Annotated in this window: 18 protein-coding genes and 1 riboswitch; of the genes, 13 read left to right on the forward strand and 5 right to left on the reverse strand. The window is 33.5% G+C overall.

Annotated features, from left to right (window positions below; all coding sequences use genetic code 11):
• The first annotated feature begins 60 nt into the window (after positions 1-60).
• The 4 genes from EDC18_RS03180 to EDC18_RS03195 are packed head-to-tail and all read left to right on the forward strand — an operon-like array spanning position 61 to position 2284.
• Complete coding sequence (locus EDC18_RS03180) at positions 61-333, forward strand: (2Fe-2S)-binding protein (protein WP_132250224.1); 273 nt, start codon at positions 61-63, stop codon at positions 331-333.
• Positions 320-679 (forward strand): (2Fe-2S)-binding protein, encoded by a 360-nt coding sequence (locus tag EDC18_RS03185; protein ID WP_132250226.1) that lies wholly within the window; start codon positions 320-322, stop codon positions 677-679. The genes EDC18_RS03180 and EDC18_RS03185 overlap by 14 nt, the downstream gene beginning before the upstream one ends.
• Complete coding sequence (locus EDC18_RS03190; RefSeq protein ID WP_132250228.1) at positions 676-1785, forward strand: NAD(P)/FAD-dependent oxidoreductase; 1110 nt, start codon at positions 676-678, stop codon at positions 1783-1785. Before EDC18_RS03185 ends, EDC18_RS03190 begins: the two co-directional genes overlap by 4 nt.
• Positions 1778-2284, forward strand: coding sequence for a 4Fe-4S ferredoxin (locus EDC18_RS03195; protein ID WP_132250230.1), 507 nt, complete (start codon positions 1778-1780; stop codon positions 2282-2284). The genes EDC18_RS03190 and EDC18_RS03195 overlap by 8 nt, the downstream gene beginning before the upstream one ends.
• A gap of 62 nt (positions 2285-2346) precedes the next feature.
• Here the strand turns inward: EDC18_RS03195 and EDC18_RS03200 are convergent, their stop codons facing one another.
• Both EDC18_RS03200 and EDC18_RS03205 read right to left on the reverse strand, forming a co-directional pair.
• Complete coding sequence (locus EDC18_RS03200) at positions 2347-3846, reverse strand: NCS2 family permease (protein ID WP_132250232.1); 1500 nt, start codon at positions 3844-3846, stop codon at positions 2347-2349.
• 28 nt (positions 3847-3874) lie between these two features.
• Positions 3875-4447 (reverse strand): xanthine phosphoribosyltransferase, encoded by a 573-nt coding sequence (locus tag EDC18_RS03205; RefSeq protein ID WP_132250234.1) that lies wholly within the window; start codon positions 4445-4447, stop codon positions 3875-3877.
• Positions 4448-4555: 108 nt separating this feature from the next.
• Positions 4556-4657: riboswitch (purine riboswitch) on the reverse strand.
• A gap of 250 nt (positions 4658-4907) precedes the next feature.
• On the opposite strand from EDC18_RS03205, the gene EDC18_RS03210 reads away from it, so the two are divergent.
• The 3 genes from EDC18_RS03210 to EDC18_RS03220 are packed head-to-tail and all read left to right on the forward strand — an operon-like array spanning position 4908 to position 7567.
• Positions 4908-6356: a DEAD/DEAH box helicase gene (locus EDC18_RS03210; protein ID WP_132250236.1), complete on the forward strand. Its 1449-nt coding sequence runs from the start codon at positions 4908-4910 to the stop codon at positions 6354-6356.
• Between the two features lie 12 nt (positions 6357-6368).
• Entirely contained in the window at positions 6369-7328 is a 960-nt protein-coding gene (locus EDC18_RS03215) for a D-isomer specific 2-hydroxyacid dehydrogenase family protein (protein ID WP_132250238.1), read from the forward strand.
• A 41-nt stretch (positions 7329-7369) separates the two neighbouring features.
• Entirely contained in the window at positions 7370-7567 is a 198-nt protein-coding gene (locus EDC18_RS03220; RefSeq protein ID WP_132250240.1) for a YwbE family protein, read from the forward strand.
• A gap of 51 nt (positions 7568-7618) precedes the next feature.
• Here the strand turns inward: EDC18_RS03220 and ilvD are convergent, their stop codons facing one another.
• From ilvD to leuC, 3 genes are all read right to left on the reverse strand, one after another.
• Positions 7619-9304 (reverse strand): dihydroxy-acid dehydratase, encoded by a 1686-nt coding sequence (gene ilvD / locus EDC18_RS03225; protein WP_132250242.1) that lies wholly within the window; start codon positions 9302-9304, stop codon positions 7619-7621.
• A gap of 452 nt (positions 9305-9756) precedes the next feature.
• A complete protein-coding gene (gene leuD, locus EDC18_RS03230; protein ID WP_132250244.1) occupies positions 9757-10350 on the reverse strand; it encodes a 3-isopropylmalate dehydratase small subunit in 594 nt (197 codons plus the stop codon).
• Between the two features lie 14 nt (positions 10351-10364).
• Entirely contained in the window at positions 10365-11783 is a 1419-nt protein-coding gene (leuC, locus tag EDC18_RS03235) for a 3-isopropylmalate dehydratase large subunit (RefSeq protein WP_132250246.1), read from the reverse strand.
• A 314-nt stretch (positions 11784-12097) separates the two neighbouring features.
• On the opposite strand from leuC, the gene ilvB reads away from it, so the two are divergent.
• The 6 genes from ilvB to EDC18_RS03265 all read left to right on the forward strand — a co-directional run bounded on the left by ilvB (position 12098) and on the right by EDC18_RS03265 (position 17177).
• Positions 12098-13777, forward strand: coding sequence for a biosynthetic-type acetolactate synthase large subunit (gene ilvB / locus EDC18_RS03240; protein WP_132250248.1), 1680 nt, complete (start codon positions 12098-12100; stop codon positions 13775-13777).
• Positions 13770-14054 carry an acetolactate synthase small subunit gene (gene ilvN, locus EDC18_RS03245; RefSeq protein WP_132250250.1) on the forward strand — a complete coding sequence of 95 codons (285 nt, stop codon included), beginning with the start codon at positions 13770-13772 and terminating at the stop codon, positions 14052-14054. Before ilvB ends, ilvN begins: the two co-directional genes overlap by 8 nt.
• 106 nt (positions 14055-14160) lie before the next feature.
• Positions 14161-14517: a Na-translocating system protein MpsC family protein gene (locus EDC18_RS03250; RefSeq protein ID WP_132250252.1), complete on the forward strand. Its 357-nt coding sequence runs from the start codon at positions 14161-14163 to the stop codon at positions 14515-14517.
• Between the two features lie 192 nt (positions 14518-14709).
• Positions 14710-16320 (forward strand): phosphoenolpyruvate carboxylase, encoded by a 1611-nt coding sequence (ppcA, locus tag EDC18_RS03255; protein ID WP_132250254.1) that lies wholly within the window; start codon positions 14710-14712, stop codon positions 16318-16320.
• Positions 16321-16431: 111 nt separating this feature from the next.
• A complete protein-coding gene (locus EDC18_RS03260; RefSeq protein WP_132250256.1) occupies positions 16432-16767 on the forward strand; it encodes a DUF4234 domain-containing protein in 336 nt (111 codons plus the stop codon).
• Positions 16764-17177: a DUF2752 domain-containing protein gene (locus tag EDC18_RS03265; protein WP_207669153.1), complete on the forward strand. Its 414-nt coding sequence runs from the start codon at positions 16764-16766 to the stop codon at positions 17175-17177. The genes EDC18_RS03260 and EDC18_RS03265 overlap by 4 nt, the downstream gene beginning before the upstream one ends.
• The last annotated feature ends 122 nt before the right edge of the window (positions 17178-17299 follow it).

A 17299-nucleotide genomic window follows, 5' to 3' on the forward strand; every position in this document is an offset into this window, starting at 1 on the left:
AGCCATACCTTTTAACTTAAAAGTATTTAGTAATTATAGCATACAAAGGTGTGATGGAATATGTGCAATGAAATAATCTGTAGATGTGAAGAAATAACTAAGGAAGAAATTGAAAAAGTTATTGAAGATGGGGCACAGACAGCAAATGAAATAAAGCGTTTTACAAGGGCGGGCATGGGATTATGTCAAGGGAGAACTTGTAGAGGGTTAGTTGAGAGATTAATTAAAGAAAAAACTGGCATAGAACCTCAAAATATTGTGCCTTCTGGGTATAGACAACCTGTAAGACCTATTAAAATAGGTCAATTAGGATTAAAAAATGAACAAAACTAATTTAGAAAGGTTGATTTTATTGTCTCGAATTGATTCTCATCCTATATTAGGCGAGTTAGATATAAATAAAGAAGTAACTTTAATGATTGATGGTGAAGTTTGTAAGGCTTATGAAGGTGATATGATTGCTTCGGCTATGTATGCTAATGGTAAAAGAGTTTTTAGATATACAAAGAAATTTCATAAGCCAAGAGGACTCTTTTGTGCTATTGGAAAATGTACAGATTGTATTATGACAGTAAATGGGGTTCCAAATATAAGAACTTGCATCACACCAGTAGAAGACGGTATGATTATTGAAACCCAAGAAGGGTTAGGACAATGGGAAAGAAGTGAAGGTTTATGATCCATAAAGAAATTGTAATTGTTGGTGGTGGTCCAGCAGGATTGTCAGCTGGAATAGAAGCTGCAAAGTATGGGGCAGAAGTATTAATCATAGATGAAAATCACCTTGTAGGTGGTCAACTTTTTAAGCAAATTCATAAGTTTTTTGGTTCTAGAGAACATAAAGCGGGTATGAGAGGGTTTAGCATTGGTAGAGACTTATTAGAAGAGATTAATAAAAGTGAAAATATTGAGCTATGGCTTAATTCAGAAGTCATTGGTATTAACAAAGAAAAAGAACTTTTAGTTGTTCCAAAAGATCAAGGGGTTGTAGAAATTAAAGCCGAAAAAATTATACTAGCAACAGGAGCAATTGAAAAATCCATTTATTTTCCAGGGTGGGATTTGCCAGGGGTTATGGGGGCAGGGGCAGCTCAAACAATGATGAATGTTCATAGAATCCTACCAGGGAAAAAAGTCTTAATGATTGGATCAGGAAATGTAGGCGTTATTATATCCTATCAAATGATTCAAGGGGGCGCAGAAGTTGTTGGTATTCTAGAGGCCTCTTCTACATTAGGGGGATATGGGGTCCATACAGCTAAGGTGACTAGGGCTGGCGTACCTTTTTACAGACCCTATACCATTAAAAGGGCCATAGGAGAGGACTGTGTAGAAGGGGCAGAAATTGTACAAATAGACAGTCAATGGCAACCCGTTGAAGGGACAGAAGTTATTCTAGAAGTTGATTTAATATGTATGGCAACGGGTTTTAATCCTTTAACAGAGTTGGCTTGGATGAGTGGGTGCCAATTTACTTATATTCCAGAGTTAGGGGGACAAGTGCCAACGCATAATGATCGACTGGAAACAACTGTTAAGGGCATTTACATAGCAGGAGATATAAGTGGCATAGAAGAAGCAAGTACTGCAATGGAAGAGGGGAAACTTGCAGGGGTACACGCCGCCCATTCATTAGGGTATCTATCAAAAGAAAAAGAGAAAGTAGAAAGAAATAAAATATGGGAAAGACTTAATGACCTAAGAAGTGGTCCTATGGATATAAAAAGAAAAAATGGAAAAGAATTAATGTTTCTAAAGTATAATGAGGGGTGTATAAATGATTGATGATTCTAACCTTAAAACGAAAGGATTTCCTACATTAGAAGAGCTTAAAAGATTAGGCACTTACCCTTCTGATGAAGCATTTATGAAGGGGCCAATTGCAGTGATAGAGTGTATTGAAGAAATTCCATGTAATCCTTGTGAAGAAACCTGCATAAAAGGTGCTATAAAAATAGGTAAGCCAATAACAAATTTGCCAAGGCTTAATACAACAAAGTGTTCAGGATGTAGTTTTTGTATCTCTAGCTGTCCAGGGTTGGCTATTTATATCAAAGATTATACTTATTCTGAAAAGGAGGCTCTTATAATATTTCCATATGAGTTTTTACCATTGCCAAAAGTTAATGAAGAGGTAATAGCAGTGGATAGAGAAGGTCAGTCGATATGTAAAGGAAGCGTTATAAAAGTTAATAATAACAAGGCCAATGATAACACGGTTCTTATATCAATGGTTTATTCAAAAGAATATTTCCATGATATTGTCGCTATGAAAAGGTTATAAACGGTAAAAGGCTATAGTATTGTGAAGAGAATACTATAGCCTTAATTTATTTAAATTTTATTTTATGCAGAAGCTTTTGTAGGGTTGCTTAAATCTTGTGTAGACGTCTTTTCATTAGTATAACCGAAATATACGAATAGAAGAGCCATTAAAGCATAACCAACAACAAATTTATAATCAAACATCCAAGCAATTTCAGGTGCATGCATAAGTCCTATTGCAGATAAACCAGCACCTACAAGAGCAGCAATAGTTGCTTTTTTATACTGATTGTCAATAATAAATACCAACATAGTACCCCATACCAATCCTGTAAACATAGCACCGTGACCTAAAGGAATTATTCCAGATGAAAGAACTTCAGATGGGGCACGGAATCTTGTCATTAAGTAATTACTAAAATATGGGAACATAGCAATAACAACTGCTGGATAATGTTTCTGTTCTACAGATCTAAACGTTTGAGAAACCATTGAAATACCAACAAAAACTAGAATTGGCGCAATAACTGGTACTGGAATAATAGCTGATATTGCTGCTATAACACCAAATACAGAAGCCAACAAGAATACAATACCATTTATAATGGAATAACCTCTACCTGCATTCATCCATTTTGCACCTGTTGAAGCAATGTAAACAGTTGTAGGGAAAACCCCTCCAAACACTGAACCAATCATAGTTCCTACACCATCAGCTAATTGAGCTTCACCAACATTGTAATCGTCTCCAGCTGCTGCCATAGATTCAACATTATTCATAGTTTCAATAAAGTTATAAATAGAGATAGGTAATAAAATTGCTAATAAATGAAGCATATCTCTAAATAATAATGACATACCTTGGAATACACCAAAAGTAGGTAATACTGGGTAAAAACCTAAATTAGACAACCCATCAGAAATGGAACTTACCTCAGCATCACCTAAAATATAAGCCAATGCTGTACCAATAATAATTGCAAATAATGATGCTGGAATTTTAAATGGCATTTTTTTCTTACCAACTAGTCCAATAAGAATAATACCTAGAACAACCATACCTGGCATAGGCATTTCGTAAGTTTTAAAGAATAATTCAGCACCAATGAAAGCAAAGGCAACCCCTGCTAATGAACCAAGCATAGCAGCTCTTGGTAAGATTTTACGCATAAAGTTACCAGCCACACTACCTAAACTTTCAATTAAACCACCTAAAAAACAAGCAGCCAGACCAATTTTCCAAGCCAATTCAGGATCTCCTGTATGTACTAAGGCAGGTCCTAAAACACCAAATAAATAAATGAACATAACTGGTGTACTAATACCATAAGAAAGAGCAGTAACATCTGTACGATTTTCTTTTTCTGCTAATTTTCTAGCCATACGGGCATAATACAGATTACCAAATAATACGGCTACTGCTGCACCAGGAATAACTTTACCAAATACGATACTGGTTGGGAATCCCATTGAAAGCATAAGAACGGCAATTAATACAAAGTTAGCTAGATTGTTTTGAAATAATGCAAAAAAACCATCAATATCTTCTTTTTTAAACCATGGATAATTTACTTTTTCCATTTTTTGTATCTCCTTTTTATATTAATTTTTAGTTTTCAAAGATTACTTGTCCATTTTCCATTGCTTTAACTCTTGCAAGAGAATCAACTCTTATGCCATCTTGACGTAACAATTGACCACCTTTTTGAAATGTTTTTTCAATAACAATGCCAATGCCTTCAAGGGTTGCACCTGCTTGGTCAATGATGTCTTTTAATCCTAAAGCTGCTTTACCATTGGCTAAAAAATCATCTATTACAAGTATTTTATCATTTTCTTGAATGTATCTTTTAGAGACTCTTATTATGTAACTTTTTTGTTTTGTAAAAGAGTATACTTCACTTTCGTATGTTTCTTGATCTAAATTACGAGATTCTGTTTTTTTTGCAAATACAACTGGCACATTAAAATACTGAGCTGCTATACAAGCAATGCCTATACCTGAAGCTTCTATTGTAAGAATTTTTGTAATACCCTTATCTGCGTACAACCTTTTAAATTCTTTACCAATTTCATTAAAGAGTTCAACATCTATTTGATGATTTAAAAAACTGTCCACCTTTAATATATCTGTACCTTCAACTCTGCCATCTTTTATTATGCGTTCTTCTAATAATTTCATTGGATCTCCTCTCAATAACTTAAAATAAAAAAACTCCCATATTGGGAGTTAATGAGTAGTGTTTTTAGGTAAATTAAATAATGTCATAAATCATTATTTTGGTACCCAAAAAACTATATTAACACCCGTAGTCGAATCTTTTACGGTGATTCGGTAGAAACGCTTAGACCATATCTCTAAAATTATACGAGTAAATTTTTATTAAGTTTTGCTAATATATGTCGATAATTGTAACTCATATACTTATAAAAATCAAGAACTTTTTATGGTATTTTATTAAAAAATATATCCAATTTTAATTTGACTTAGTTCACCATTGTAAAAGGGGTATGCCCTATTAATAGAAAAACTGACGGACATGGATTTTAATGTTATAATAACTATAAATTAGTAGAATAATAAGCCATAAAAATAGTTCAATTAAAAACAGGAAAAAACATATAGAGAAAGTGTGGAAAAGATGAAAAAAAACAGTTTTCAAGAGTATAATTTAAGTGATGAAATATTAAAATCCATTGATATATTAAATTTTAAAGACCCTACTAAAGTTCAAGAAGAAGTAATACCAACAATATTAGAGAAAAAGGATATTGTAGTCAAATCCCATACAGGAAGTGGCAAGACAGCAGCATTTGCCATTCCTATATGTGAATTAATAGACTGGGAAGAAAACAAACCACAAGGGTTAGTGATTGCCCCAACAAGAGAGTTGGCAGAACAGATCAAAGAAGATGTATTTAACATTGGTAGATTTAAGAGAATTAAGGTCAATGCCATTTATGGAAAATCACCTTTTCATATACAAGAAAAAGCCTTAAAGCAAAAAACACATGTTGTAGTAGGCACGCCAGGACGTATTATTGACCACATAGAAAGAGGCACCATTGATTTATCTCAGATAAAATATCTTGTAATAGATGAAGCAGATAAAATGCTTGAAATGGGTTTTGTTGAGCAGTTAGAGACCATTATTAATCATCTATCAAAAGAACGTGTTACAATGTTACTATCAGCCACAATGCCAAAGGAAATTGAGGTCTTATGTAATAATTACTTAAATAACCCAATTTATACAGAAGTAGAAGATGTGAATCCTTCTGTAGATAGAATTGTTCAAGAAGTATATGAAATAAATCAAGATGAAAAGCTTCAAAGGTTAAAAGACATTATCATCATAGAAAATCCAGACAGTTGTATTGTATTTTGTAATATGAAAATAGATGTAGATGAAGTTCATAATGGCTTAAAAAAAGGGCATTATACTTGTGAAAAAATACATGGTGGAATGGAGCAACAAGATCGAATAAGAGTTATGAATGACTTTAGACAAGGCTATTTTAGATATTTAATTGCTACAGATGTAGCAGCTAGAGGCATAGATATAGATAGTATTTCATTGGTCATTAACTATGATATACCGAGAGATAAAGAGAATTATATTCATAGAATAGGAAGAACAGGGCGTATAAATAAAGAAGGAAAAGCCATTACCTTTGTAACAGAAAGAGAAAAAAGATACTTAAATGATATAGAGGCCTACATGGGGAAAAAGCTTATTAAAAAAGAAATACCTGATAGTGAAACAGTGAATGAGTATATGGAGGCATTTGAAGAAAAGATCAGTAAAAGGCCACAAGTGAAAGAATTAAAAGGTAAAGCCTTAAACAAAGAAATTACCAAGATTCACATTAATGCAGGTAAGAAAACAAAAATGAGACCCGTTGATATCGTTGGAACCATTTCCAATATCGATGGTGTAACGGCTGAAGATATAGGGATAATTAATATAGAAGATCGATCAACTTTTGTAGAAATATTAAACAATAAAGGTGAATTGGTTTACGATGCCCTGCAAGACAAACCAATAAAAGGAAGACTTAGAACAGTAAGTAAAAAGATTAGGCGTTAGGAGGTTAGGGTTATGAAAATTGTTGTATACAGCTATAGACCTGACGAAGAAGAAAACTTTAATAGATTTAGTAAAAAGTATGGCTCTGAATTGATTCTTTGTAAAGAGCCACCAAGTTTAGACAATGCCCACTTGGCCAAGGGATGCGAATGTATTAGTATCGTTACAACGAAAGTTGACGAAGCCCTATTAAATAAATTCAAAGAAATAGGTGTTAAGTTTATATCCACTAGAACCATTGGGTATGACCATATTGACATTATAAGTGCAGAGAAATTAGGCATTGAAGTAGGCAATATCACTTATTCTCCTAGCAGTGTCTCAGAGTATACCATTATGTTAATTCTTATGTCTATTCGTAAAGTCAACAATATTATTGAAAGAAGTAACATTCAAGACTTTACCATAAAAGGACTAAAAGGAAGGGAGTTGCATAACTTAAGGGTTGGTGTTATTGGAGCAGGAAGAATAGGTGAGCAAGTCATAAGGAATTTAAGTGGATTTGGTTGTGAAATCTTAGTTTATGACCATAATGAAAATGGAGATATTAAAAAATATGCTGAATATGTATCTCTGGATACACTGTATAAGGAAAGTGACATTATAACTCTTCATATCCCTGCTAATGAGGATAACCATCATATGATTAATAAAAGGTCTATATCAAGTATGAAAGATGGTGTTATCATCATTAACACTTCAAGAGGGACATTAGTCAAAACCAGTGATTTGATAGATGGTATTGAAGGAAAGAAAGTGGGAGGGGCAGCATTAGATGTCATCGAAAATGAGGCGCCTATTTTCTTTAAAGACAAAAAGTGTGAGGTTATAAATCATAGAGAATATGCTTTGTTAAAATCCTATCCTAATGTTATACTCACACCCCATACAGCATTTTATACAGACCAAGCAGTTAGTGATATGGTTGAGAACTCTATTAAGAGTTGTGTTGAATATATGAAGAAAATATAAGATTTAAATAAATTAATTGATAAAGCAAAGAGGTAATAAATATGGATGGCACAAAAAGAAGTAACATAAATATTGGTGATAAAGTAATGGTTGTACAAAAACAAGATCAAAGTAGTGGTAAGCTAACAGAAGGTGTGGTTATGAAAATACTTACAAACTCACCAAATCACCACCATGGCATCAAAGTTATGTTAGAAAATGGAATCGTTGGTAGGGTAAAAGAAATACCACCTAAGTAAGAAAAAGAGAAAGGCTTTTAAGGTTACCTTAAGAGCCTTTCTCTATGTTGATTAAAAGTCGTCTGTAACAGCACCTCTTGATGCAGAGGTTACTTGTTTTGCATATTTACCAAGAACACCTCTTGTATAACGAAGAGGTGGTGCAGTCCATTTTTTTCTTCTAGCTTCTAGTTCTTCTTCAGATACATTAACGGACAGTTCTTGGGTTTCGCTATCAATGGTAATAAGATCCCCTTCTTCTAATAAAGCAATGGGTCCACCAACTTGAGCCTCAGGAGAAATATGACCTACAACAAAACCATGAGTACCTCCAGAAAAACGACCGTCGGTAATAAGAGAAACTTTTCCGCCTAAATCTTTTCCAATAACAATGGCACTAATAGAAAGCATCTCAGGCATACCAGGGCCACCCTTTGGACCAACATAACGAATAACTATAACATCTCCGGCGTTTATCTTATCTTGTAAAAGGGCTTCCGTCGCTTCTTCTTCAGAATTAAACACTCTTGCAGGGCCGGTCATTTTTTTAATCTGAAGGCCTGACATCTTACAAACAGAACCTTCAGGGGCCAAATTCCCTTTAAGAACATATAAAGGGCCTGTTGGTTTTAATGGATTGGTAAGGGGTGTAATAATCTTTTGATCCTCTGAAAGAGGAGGAAAATCTAAAAGATTCTCGGCAAGTGTTTTGCCAGTAATGGTCATACAGTCCCCATGTAGTAAGCCGTGTTTTAGAAGTAATTTCATAACACCAGGCACACCACCCACATTACTAAGATCTTGCATAACATATTTACCACTAGGTTTCAAATCAGCTATATGTGGTACTTTTCCTCTGATCCTTTCAAAATCATCTAAAGTTAAATCAACCCCCACAGAATGAGCAATAGCGATTAAATGTAAAAATGAATTTGTAGAACCACCAAGAGCCATAGTTAGGGTAATGGCATTCTCAAAAGCCCTTTTAGTCATAATATCTCTAGGATAAATTTCTTTTCTCAAAAGATTCACAACAGCCTTACCAGCTGCTTCACATTCTGCTAATTTAATCTTAGCAATAGCAGGATTAGAGGAATTCCCTGGTATGGACATTCCCATAGCCTCGATTGCAGCAGCCATTGTATTAGCCGTATACATACCACCACAAGACCCTGGACCAGGACAAGCTTTACACTCTATATCATGTAACCTTTCCCCATCGATCTGACCTTTATTAAATTGACCAACGGCCTCAAAAGCAGAAACAATATCAATATCCTTATCATCAAGTTTACCCGGCTGAATGGTTCCACCATAAACAAAAACAGCAGGCAAATTCATCCGCCCAATGGCAATCATACACCCAGGCATATTCTTATCACACCCACCAATGGCAACGATACCATCAAAGCGTTCAGCACCCATAACTGTCTCAATAGAATCAGCAATCACCTCACGACTAGGAAGAGAAAAACGCATACCCTCGTGCCCCATAGCAATTCCATCAGAAACTGTAATGGTATTAAAAATAAGAGGCGCACCCCCACCATCACGAGCCCCATCCTTTGCTGCAACAGCCAACTTATCAATATGCATATTACAAGGGGTCACCTGACTCCAAGTACTAGCAATCCCAATCATAGGCTTCTTAAAATCCTCATCCGTAAACCCAACAGCACGAAGCATAGCTCGATTAGGCGACCGATTCTCACCTTCACTAATAACAATACTACGAATCCTCAAATCCTTATCACTCATAACAAAATCCTTTCATGAAAAATATTAAGCTAATCCCTTAGCACTTATATCATTTTATTAAATAATTTTACCAATTAGTAGCATTTTATTCAAGAAGGGGAGAGAGAGGCAAAATTAGGTTTATAGAAGAAGTGTTAAACCTCTAAAGGTCTTTAAGGCTTAGAGGTTTAAAATAGAACTTAAAGATACAAAAGGTTAAAAGTGTTAAAGGATAAAAGGTTTTAAAGGTTTTAAAATAATGGAAACTAAAGCAAAGGGATTTTTGACATATATGAGTGTAATAGCGGAGCCAAGGATGGCGTAGCAAAACCCTAACAACCAAGGATGGTTGTGGGTTTTTGAAACTCATATATGTCAAAAATCCCAAAACGGACAAAAATAAAAACCAAATAATAAAAAAATCAAAAAAAGCACCCCTGTCACAACAACAGGAGCACTTAATAATAACCTAGTTAAATAATCTGATGTTTCTTCTCATATTCACTAATCTTACCCTCATGAACCAACGTAAGCCCAATATTATCCAACCCATTCAAAAGCTTATGTCTATAAAATTCATTAACCTCAAACCCAAATTCCAACCCAAGATTATCCTTAACAGTCAAATCCTCAAGATCAACCTCTAAGGCATACCCTTCATTATCATAAGCCCTAGCAAACAACTCATCCATTTGCTCACTAGAAAGGGTAATAGGAAGAATCCCATTATTAAAACAATTATTATAAAAAATATCTGCAAAACTAGGTGCAATAATCACTCTAAAACCATAGTCCTCTAATGCCCAAGGGGCATGCTCTCTAGAAGAACCACAACCAAAATTTGCTCTAGCTAGTAAAACAGAAGCATCCTTATAACGATCTGTATTAAGCATAAAATCCTTAATAACATTACCAGCTTCATCATATCTAAATTCATAAAACAAGAATTGTCCAAAACCACTTCTTTCAATTCTTTTTAAAAACTGTTTTGGAATTATTGCATCCGTATCTATATTCGTTCGATCTAAAGGAGCAACAAGGCCTGTATGTTTAACAAAAGCATTCATATATTCCTACCTCCTTATTGTTTACTATCTAAATCATCAAGATTTCTTACATCTACAAAATGACCAGCAATTGCAGCGGCAGCAGCCATAGCAGGAGAAACAAGATGTGTTCTACCACCACGTCCTTGACGCCCTTCAAAATTTCTATTCGAAGTTGAAGCACATCTTTGACCAGGTTGTAGGATATCTGGATTCATTGCAAGACACATACTACATCCAGATTCTCTCCACTCAAAACCTGCTTCTTCAAAAATCTTATGAAGACCTTCAGCTTCAGCTTGTAGTTTTACTTTTTGTGAACCAGGTACTACAATTGCAGTTACATTAGTAGCAATAGTTCTCCCTTTAGCAACTGCAGCAGCAGCTCGTAAATCTTGAATTCTTCCATTTGTACAAGAACCAATAAACACATAATCGATGTTAATCTCTTTCATTGGTGTTTTTGGAGTAAGCCCCATATATTCTAAAGCTTTTTCACAAGAATTTCGATCATCTTTATCTAGAAAATCTTCTGGAGAAGGAACGAAACCATTAATGCCAGATCCCATTCCTGGGCTAGTGCCCCAAGTTACTTGAGGCTCAAGTGTATTTAAATCAAAGTCTAAAGTGGTATCATAAACAGCATCTTTATCTGTATAAAGCTGACTCCAATCTTTAACAGCTGCATCAAAATATGCGCCTTTAGGGGCATGTTCCCTACCTTTTAAGTAATTAAATGTTGTTTCATCTGGCGCTATTAAACCAGCTCTTGCACCAGCTTCAATAGCCATATTACAAATAGTCATTCTTTCTTCCATTGTTAAATTCTTTATGGTTTCACCAGTAAATTCAATAACATATCCAGTTGCAAAATCAGTACCATATTGACTGATTATCCCAAGAATAATATCTTTAGCGGTAACACCGTATCCCAAAGAACCTTTAACAGCAACATTCATTGTTTTAGATTTTCTTTGTGGAAGACATTGAGTTGCTAAAACATGTTCTACTTCACTAGTACCGATACCAAAAGCTAATGCACCAAAAGCACCGTGAGTAGCTGTATGACTATCGCCACATACAATGGTCTTTCCTGGTAAAGTTAAACCTAATTCTGGACCAATAACATGTACAATACCTTGATTTTCACTATTTAGATCAAATAAAGTAATGCCAAAGTCTTTACAGTTTTGTGATAAAGTATCCATTTGTTGCTTAGAAATAGGATCTGTTACATTATATCTATCTTTTGTAGGTACATTATGGTCCATTGTAGCAAAAGACAACTCTGGTCTTCGAACTTGTCGATTGGCTAATCTTAAACCTTCGAAAGCTTGGGGAGAAGTTACTTCATGTAATAAATGAAGATCGATGTAGATAATGCTTTGGCCTTCACCCTCAGAATGAACCAAATGTTTATCCCAAATTTTTTCATATAGCGTTTTACCTGCCATGTTAAGTCACCTTCCTTTAATATTAGATACAGTCAAAAGGTCAATCCATACCGAAATTTTGAAATAGGTATTCTATGAATTATACCAAATAAACTTCAGATTGTTAAGAGTTTTTCTTAATAAAGAATTATTGTCATTTCAAGATAAAAATGGTAGTATAATATTATTAACAATTATTGCTAAAATAATAATAAACCAACACTAATTCACATAATTATAAGAAGTTGAAGAAATAATAAAAAGATATATTTATTTACTGATTAGACTTTGACTAATATCTATATAAGAAATTATATTAAAAGGTGGAGAATCTTATGAAAATGATTGGGGCAGAAATTACCATAAAATTATTAGAGAATTGTGGCGTAAACACAATTATCGGTATGCCAGGAGGAGCCAACCTTCCTTTATATAACGCTTTATACAAGAGTAATATTAATCATATACTTGCAAGACATGAACAAGGCGCTGCTTTTATTGCCCAGGGGATATCTAGAGTTACTGGAAAAGCTGCAGTATGCTTTGCCACATCAGGTCCAGGGGCAACGAATTTAATAACAGCATTAGCAGATGCGAAATTAGATTCGATCCCTTTAGTAGCAATAACAGGGCAAGTGCCATACAATTTGATTGGAACAGACGCATTTCAAGAAGTAGATACTTATGGTCTCTCAATACCAGTGACAAAACATAATTTTTTGATCCGATCAATTGAAGAGTTATTTGAAGTCATACCATTAGCCTTTGAAATAGCTGAAACTGGTCGTCCAGGGCCAGTTCTTGTAGATATACCTAAGAACATTCAAAATGAATTGTTTGAGTTCCAGGAATTCCCCAAAAACCACTTAGATAAGAAAAAAGAAGAATATTACTTTCCTTCAGATACCATAAAAGAAGCTGCTGATTTAATTGATAAGGCTACGCGCCCTGTATTATATATGGGTGGTGGGATTATTCATTCAGATGCCCATAAAGAAGTATTAGAATTTGTTAGAAAAGGGTCTATACCAACAGCATCTACCTTAATGGGATTAGGTGTAATACCTACAAATGAACCTCTTTACTTGGGGATGTTAGGGATGCATGGTGCTCGCTATACCAACTTAGTTTTGCATGAATCGGATTTGGTTCTTGCTTTTGGGGTACGATTTGATGACAGAGCTGTAGGTAATATAACCAAATTTTGTCCAAATGCAAAAATCATTCATATTGACATAGATCAATCAGAAATTAATAAAATTAGAAAAGCAGATGTTTCAATTATAGGCAATTTAAAAGATGTATTACCTGAGCTAACGAAGGCAATCACTAAAAAAACCAGAGAAGATTGGCTTGAACAAGTTGAAGAAATTAAAAAAAGACATCCTTTTGTACTTCCTAAAGAAAAAGAGCATCTTCATCCTTTGAATATTATTCAGTACATCGGAAAGATTCTTCATGAGGATGCAATTATTACAACAGATGTAGGTCAACATCAAATGTGGGCAGCCCAAGTGTTCCCTTTCAAAAAACCACGAACATTTCTTACATCTGGAGGACTTGGTACAATGGGATTTGGACTCCCAGCAGCTATAGGTGCTGCACTGGCAAAACAAGATAATCAAGTCATATGTTTTAGTGGGGATGGATCTATTTTAATTAATATTCAAGAGTTAGCAACATTAGCGGATTTGAATTTAAATGTTAAGATCTTCATATTAAATAATGGTCATTTAGGATTGGTGAGACAACAACAACAAATGTTTTTCGAAGAAAACTACATGGCTGCAAAGTTTGCAACAAACCCTGATTATGCATTAATAGCAAAAGGATTTGGCATCAACTCTTGTAACTTATCAAAAGAAGAGGACCCAATAAAAGCATTAGAAAAAGTAATTAATAGTTCTGGGCCATGGCTAGTAGATATCCCTATCAAATCAGATGAAAATGTACTTCCAATAGTACCAGTTGGAAAAGGAAATACAGAGATGGTTGGAGGGGAAGCAGATGAATAATTATGTTGTAATAGGTTTGTTGGTAAAAAACCATCCAGGTGTAATGTCTCATATTACTGGACTTTTTGCTAGAAGATCATTTAATGTTGAAGGGATTCTATGCGGAAGAGTAGAGGAAAATGAAAAGAAAAGTCATATTTATTTATTGGTAAAAAACGATGACTTTTTAGAGCAAATCGTAAAACAGTTAAATAAGCTTTATGATGTAGATGAAGTAAAAGTCTATGAAGATGCAGATTATCAAATATTTAAAAATCTAAATAGATTTTTTGAATAGAAATCTGCAAGATGGAAGAAAAATTCTTGCAAAAAGCATAAAAACATATTGAAATTTATATTAAGTCATGTTATAATTCTGTGAATACAGTAAAAAGGGTGATAAAATGACTAAGGGTCAAGCTGAAGCTAAAATTAGCGAAGCAATAAGTAAATTTGAAATTGAATTTATGGGTAGAGGACCCAAGCAAATAAAAACACTCATTATACAAGATTTAATTATTATTAGACTCCAGGGTTTCCTAAGTCAATCGGAACATAAATTGGCAGAGAGCAATCAAGGTGTAGAATTAATTAAAAAAATGAGAGTAACTCTTTTTGAAAGTGCAAGAGATTATTTAGAATCCATCATTAAAGAAATAATAGATATGAATATTGTAAGTGTGCATTCAGATATAAGCACAAAAACAGGTGAGAAAATAATCGTATTAACCATGGAAGAGCATCTAGAAAATAAATTCTAATTTCATATAGGAAGACAAAACGAAGAGTAAAAGCTAAGCGTAGAGTAATCCAATATCTAATTAACCTGAAAATAGGTTTAGTTGATATTGGATTTTTTCGTGTAATATGGTTAAAATATTTAGAATTAGTAAAAGGACAATACCAATAAAATGGTTTTATATATATTTAAATAAAAAATGGAGGGTAAAAAAATGAGAAAATTTCCAAGTTCGATGGTAACTCAGCATCCTGATAATGCTGATAAATATATACCAATACAGCAAGAACCAGAAGAAGCAATACAGGGACTAATAACACAAAATGATGGTGGATTAGGGATTGAAGAAATCATGATTGATTTTGAAGGGAAACTGACGCCATACCATCAAACATCACAAATAACTTTAGGATTAATTAACAAAGGTATAATACCAGGAAAAGACGTGTGTATAACACCAAGAATTCCAAATGCAAAGAAAGAACCTGTTTTTAGACAGTTAATGAGTATTATGTCATTAATAGAAACAAATGTATTAGCCTATAAACATACTTCTGTACAACCTATTGTAGAAACCATTGTACCAATGGTTGAAACAGGGGAAGAAATTGTTCAACTTCAAGAAAGAATTAATTCGGTTATAGAATTAGGTAACAAAAACTATGATATAAAATTCCCGCTAAACAGTATCAAAGTAATACCACTTATTGAAACTGTTCCAGCGCTAGTAAATGTAGAGGCTATTTTAGATGAGTATTTTAAAGGTAGTTTGGATCAAGGGCATAAAGTTGAAGATATGAGAATGATGTTTGCAAGATCTGACTCTGCTATGTCGTATGGAATGGTTTCAGCCGTTTTATCTCTTTTAATTGCTATAAAGAAAACCCATCAATGGGGTAGAAAGAACAATGTCAATGTGGGACCTATATTAGGATGTGGGTCACTACCTTTCAGAGGACATTTTACAAATGAAAATATTGAGAATATGTATAAAACATATTCAGGCATTAAAACATTTACAATTCAATCTGGGTTAAGATATGACCACGGTGAAGATAAAACAAAATTGGCAGTAAACAATTTAAAAGAAAATATATCCAAATCTGAGGAAAGAAATTTCACAGAAGAAGATATGTTATTAATGCAAGAGTTTATAGGCATCTTCACTAAATATTATATTGGTACATTTATCAAAGTAATTGAAACAATAGAAAAAATTGCTATATTTATGCCTAAAAACCGTGATAGACTAGCTGCAATAAAAACAGGATTAGATTATGTTAGAGAAGTTGCAGATATGAACGAAATTGCTAGTATGGTAAAAGACCCCCAACTAAAAGAAGAACTTCTTAATATTAATACAGATATACATTGTGCTGTTCCAAGAGCAATTTCATTCACTGCGTCTATGTATACAATGGGTATACCACCAGAATTTATAGGCGTTGGAAGAGGATTAAAAGAGCTAAAGGAAAAATTTGGTCAAGAAGGCATTGATAAACTTATAGAATTTTATCCTTCGTTGAAAAATGATTTAGTGTTTGCTTCACAGTATGTCAACATAAATGTGTCAAAAAGAGTTGTATCAGAGGAAGCTAGATTAGAGTATGAAGAAGATTATAACTTAGCTTGTGACATATTGAAGATTAATAATGAGATTGATGAAGACAATGATTTCTATCATACATTACTAAAATCTACTAGACCAATCATCTTACACTTAATTGGTAAAGACCAAGATATATTTAATGACATAGAAGAAGAAAAGAAAATTCTAAACGAATGGATAGTAAAAATGGGTAAAATTAGAGGTAGTTTAGGATAAAAGAAATCCCCTGAGAAAAGGGGATTTTTTTTAGTATAAATTATTTCTACTTGATATACATTTGTATAAAATGGTAAAATAATAGCAAGATAAAAAAATGGGGGTATGCATATGGAAAAAAGAAGTATAGGTGTATCAATTCTTCTATCAATTATTACTTGTGGGATCTATAATTTAATATGGATGTATTCAATGGCAGATGATTTGATAAAATTTACAGATGATGCTGATGGAGAAGGTGCGGGAGTAGAAATTTTATTAGGTATAGTAACTTGTGGTTTATACTTTTTTTACTGGTATTATAAAATGGGAAAAAGAATATACAAAGCCGAACTTAAAGCCAATAAACATGCAAGCGATGATTCAATCTTATATTTAATTTTAGCCATCTTTAGATTGGGTATTATTTCTAATGCTATTATTCAATCTAAAATTAATCAAATTTGAGAACTTTACCGAATCCGCTAAAGTTAGTACTCATCCTTGGTATTATTGGTGTAATAAGTATTGTTACAGGCTTTTTATTAAATATTAGCATTTGTATGTTTTATAACACGACTGGAATACCAAGCCCTAGCTGCGGTATGACAAGGGCTTTTATAAGTCTATTTAAAGGCAATATAGCAGATGCTTTTTGGTATCATCCTTTATTTGTATTACCATTATTATTACCTTTGTTGTATATAAAACCCATAAGAGATAATAAAAAATGTCTTAATACATTAATTGCAATAGGCATAATCGTACTATTGGTTACTTGGGTTATTAGGTTGGTTTTATTATTTCCTAATAGAGAACCTTTTTTATTTAACCCGAATGCATTAATCCCGAGAATATATGATTTTATATTTAACTAAAGTTAAGCGCTTACTTATGTAGGCGTTTTTTTCAATTCAAAAGCAAGCTAAACGCGCAAATAGGCACTAATAGTGATTAATACCTAAGGCAAAATGGTTGACATAATATAGAATTATTGTTA

The sequence above is a fragment of the Natranaerovirga pectinivora genome (assembly GCF_004342165.1).
In the GTDB taxonomy this organism is placed as follows: domain Bacteria; phylum Bacillota; class Clostridia; order Lachnospirales; family DSM-24629; genus Natranaerovirga; species Natranaerovirga pectinivora.

Coding starts and splice junctions, on each gene's coding strand:
- EDC18_RS03205 (WP_132250234.1), bottom strand. CDS start 4,447: ATGAAATTATTAGAAGAACGCATAATAAAAGATGGCAGAGTTGAAGGT.
- ppcA (WP_132250254.1), top strand. CDS start 14,710: ATGAGAAAATTTCCAAGTTCGATGGTAACTCAGCATCCTGATAATGCT.
- EDC18_RS03220 (WP_132250240.1), top strand. CDS start 7,370: ATGGATGGCACAAAAAGAAGTAACATAAATATTGGTGATAAAGTAATG.
- EDC18_RS03210 (WP_132250236.1), top strand. CDS start 4,908: ATGAAAAAAAACAGTTTTCAAGAGTATAATTTAAGTGATGAAATATTA.
- EDC18_RS03195 (WP_132250230.1), top strand. CDS start 1,778: ATGATTGATGATTCTAACCTTAAAACGAAAGGATTTCCTACATTAGAA.
- EDC18_RS03200 (WP_132250232.1), bottom strand. CDS start 3,846: ATGGAAAAAGTAAATTATCCATGGTTTAAAAAAGAAGATATTGATGGT.
- EDC18_RS03185 (WP_132250226.1), top strand. CDS start 320: ATGAACAAAACTAATTTAGAAAGGTTGATTTTATTGTCTCGAATTGAT.
- EDC18_RS03260 (WP_132250256.1), top strand. CDS start 16,432: ATGGAAAAAAGAAGTATAGGTGTATCAATTCTTCTATCAATTATTACT.
- EDC18_RS03180 (WP_132250224.1), top strand. CDS start 61: ATGTGCAATGAAATAATCTGTAGATGTGAAGAAATAACTAAGGAAGAA.
- EDC18_RS03215 (WP_132250238.1), top strand. CDS start 6,369: ATGAAAATTGTTGTATACAGCTATAGACCTGACGAAGAAGAAAACTTT.
- leuC (WP_132250246.1), bottom strand. CDS start 11,783: ATGGCAGGTAAAACGCTATATGAAAAAATTTGGGATAAACATTTGGTT.
- ilvB (WP_132250248.1), top strand. CDS start 12,098: ATGAAAATGATTGGGGCAGAAATTACCATAAAATTATTAGAGAATTGT.
- ilvD (WP_132250242.1), bottom strand. CDS start 9,304: ATGAGTGATAAGGATTTGAGGATTCGTAGTATTGTTATTAGTGAAGGT.
- EDC18_RS03190 (WP_132250228.1), top strand. CDS start 676: ATGATCCATAAAGAAATTGTAATTGTTGGTGGTGGTCCAGCAGGATTG.
- EDC18_RS03250 (WP_132250252.1), top strand. CDS start 14,161: ATGACTAAGGGTCAAGCTGAAGCTAAAATTAGCGAAGCAATAAGTAAA.
- ilvN (WP_132250250.1), top strand. CDS start 13,770: ATGAATAATTATGTTGTAATAGGTTTGTTGGTAAAAAACCATCCAGGT.
- leuD (WP_132250244.1), bottom strand. CDS start 10,350: ATGAATGCTTTTGTTAAACATACAGGCCTTGTTGCTCCTTTAGATCGA.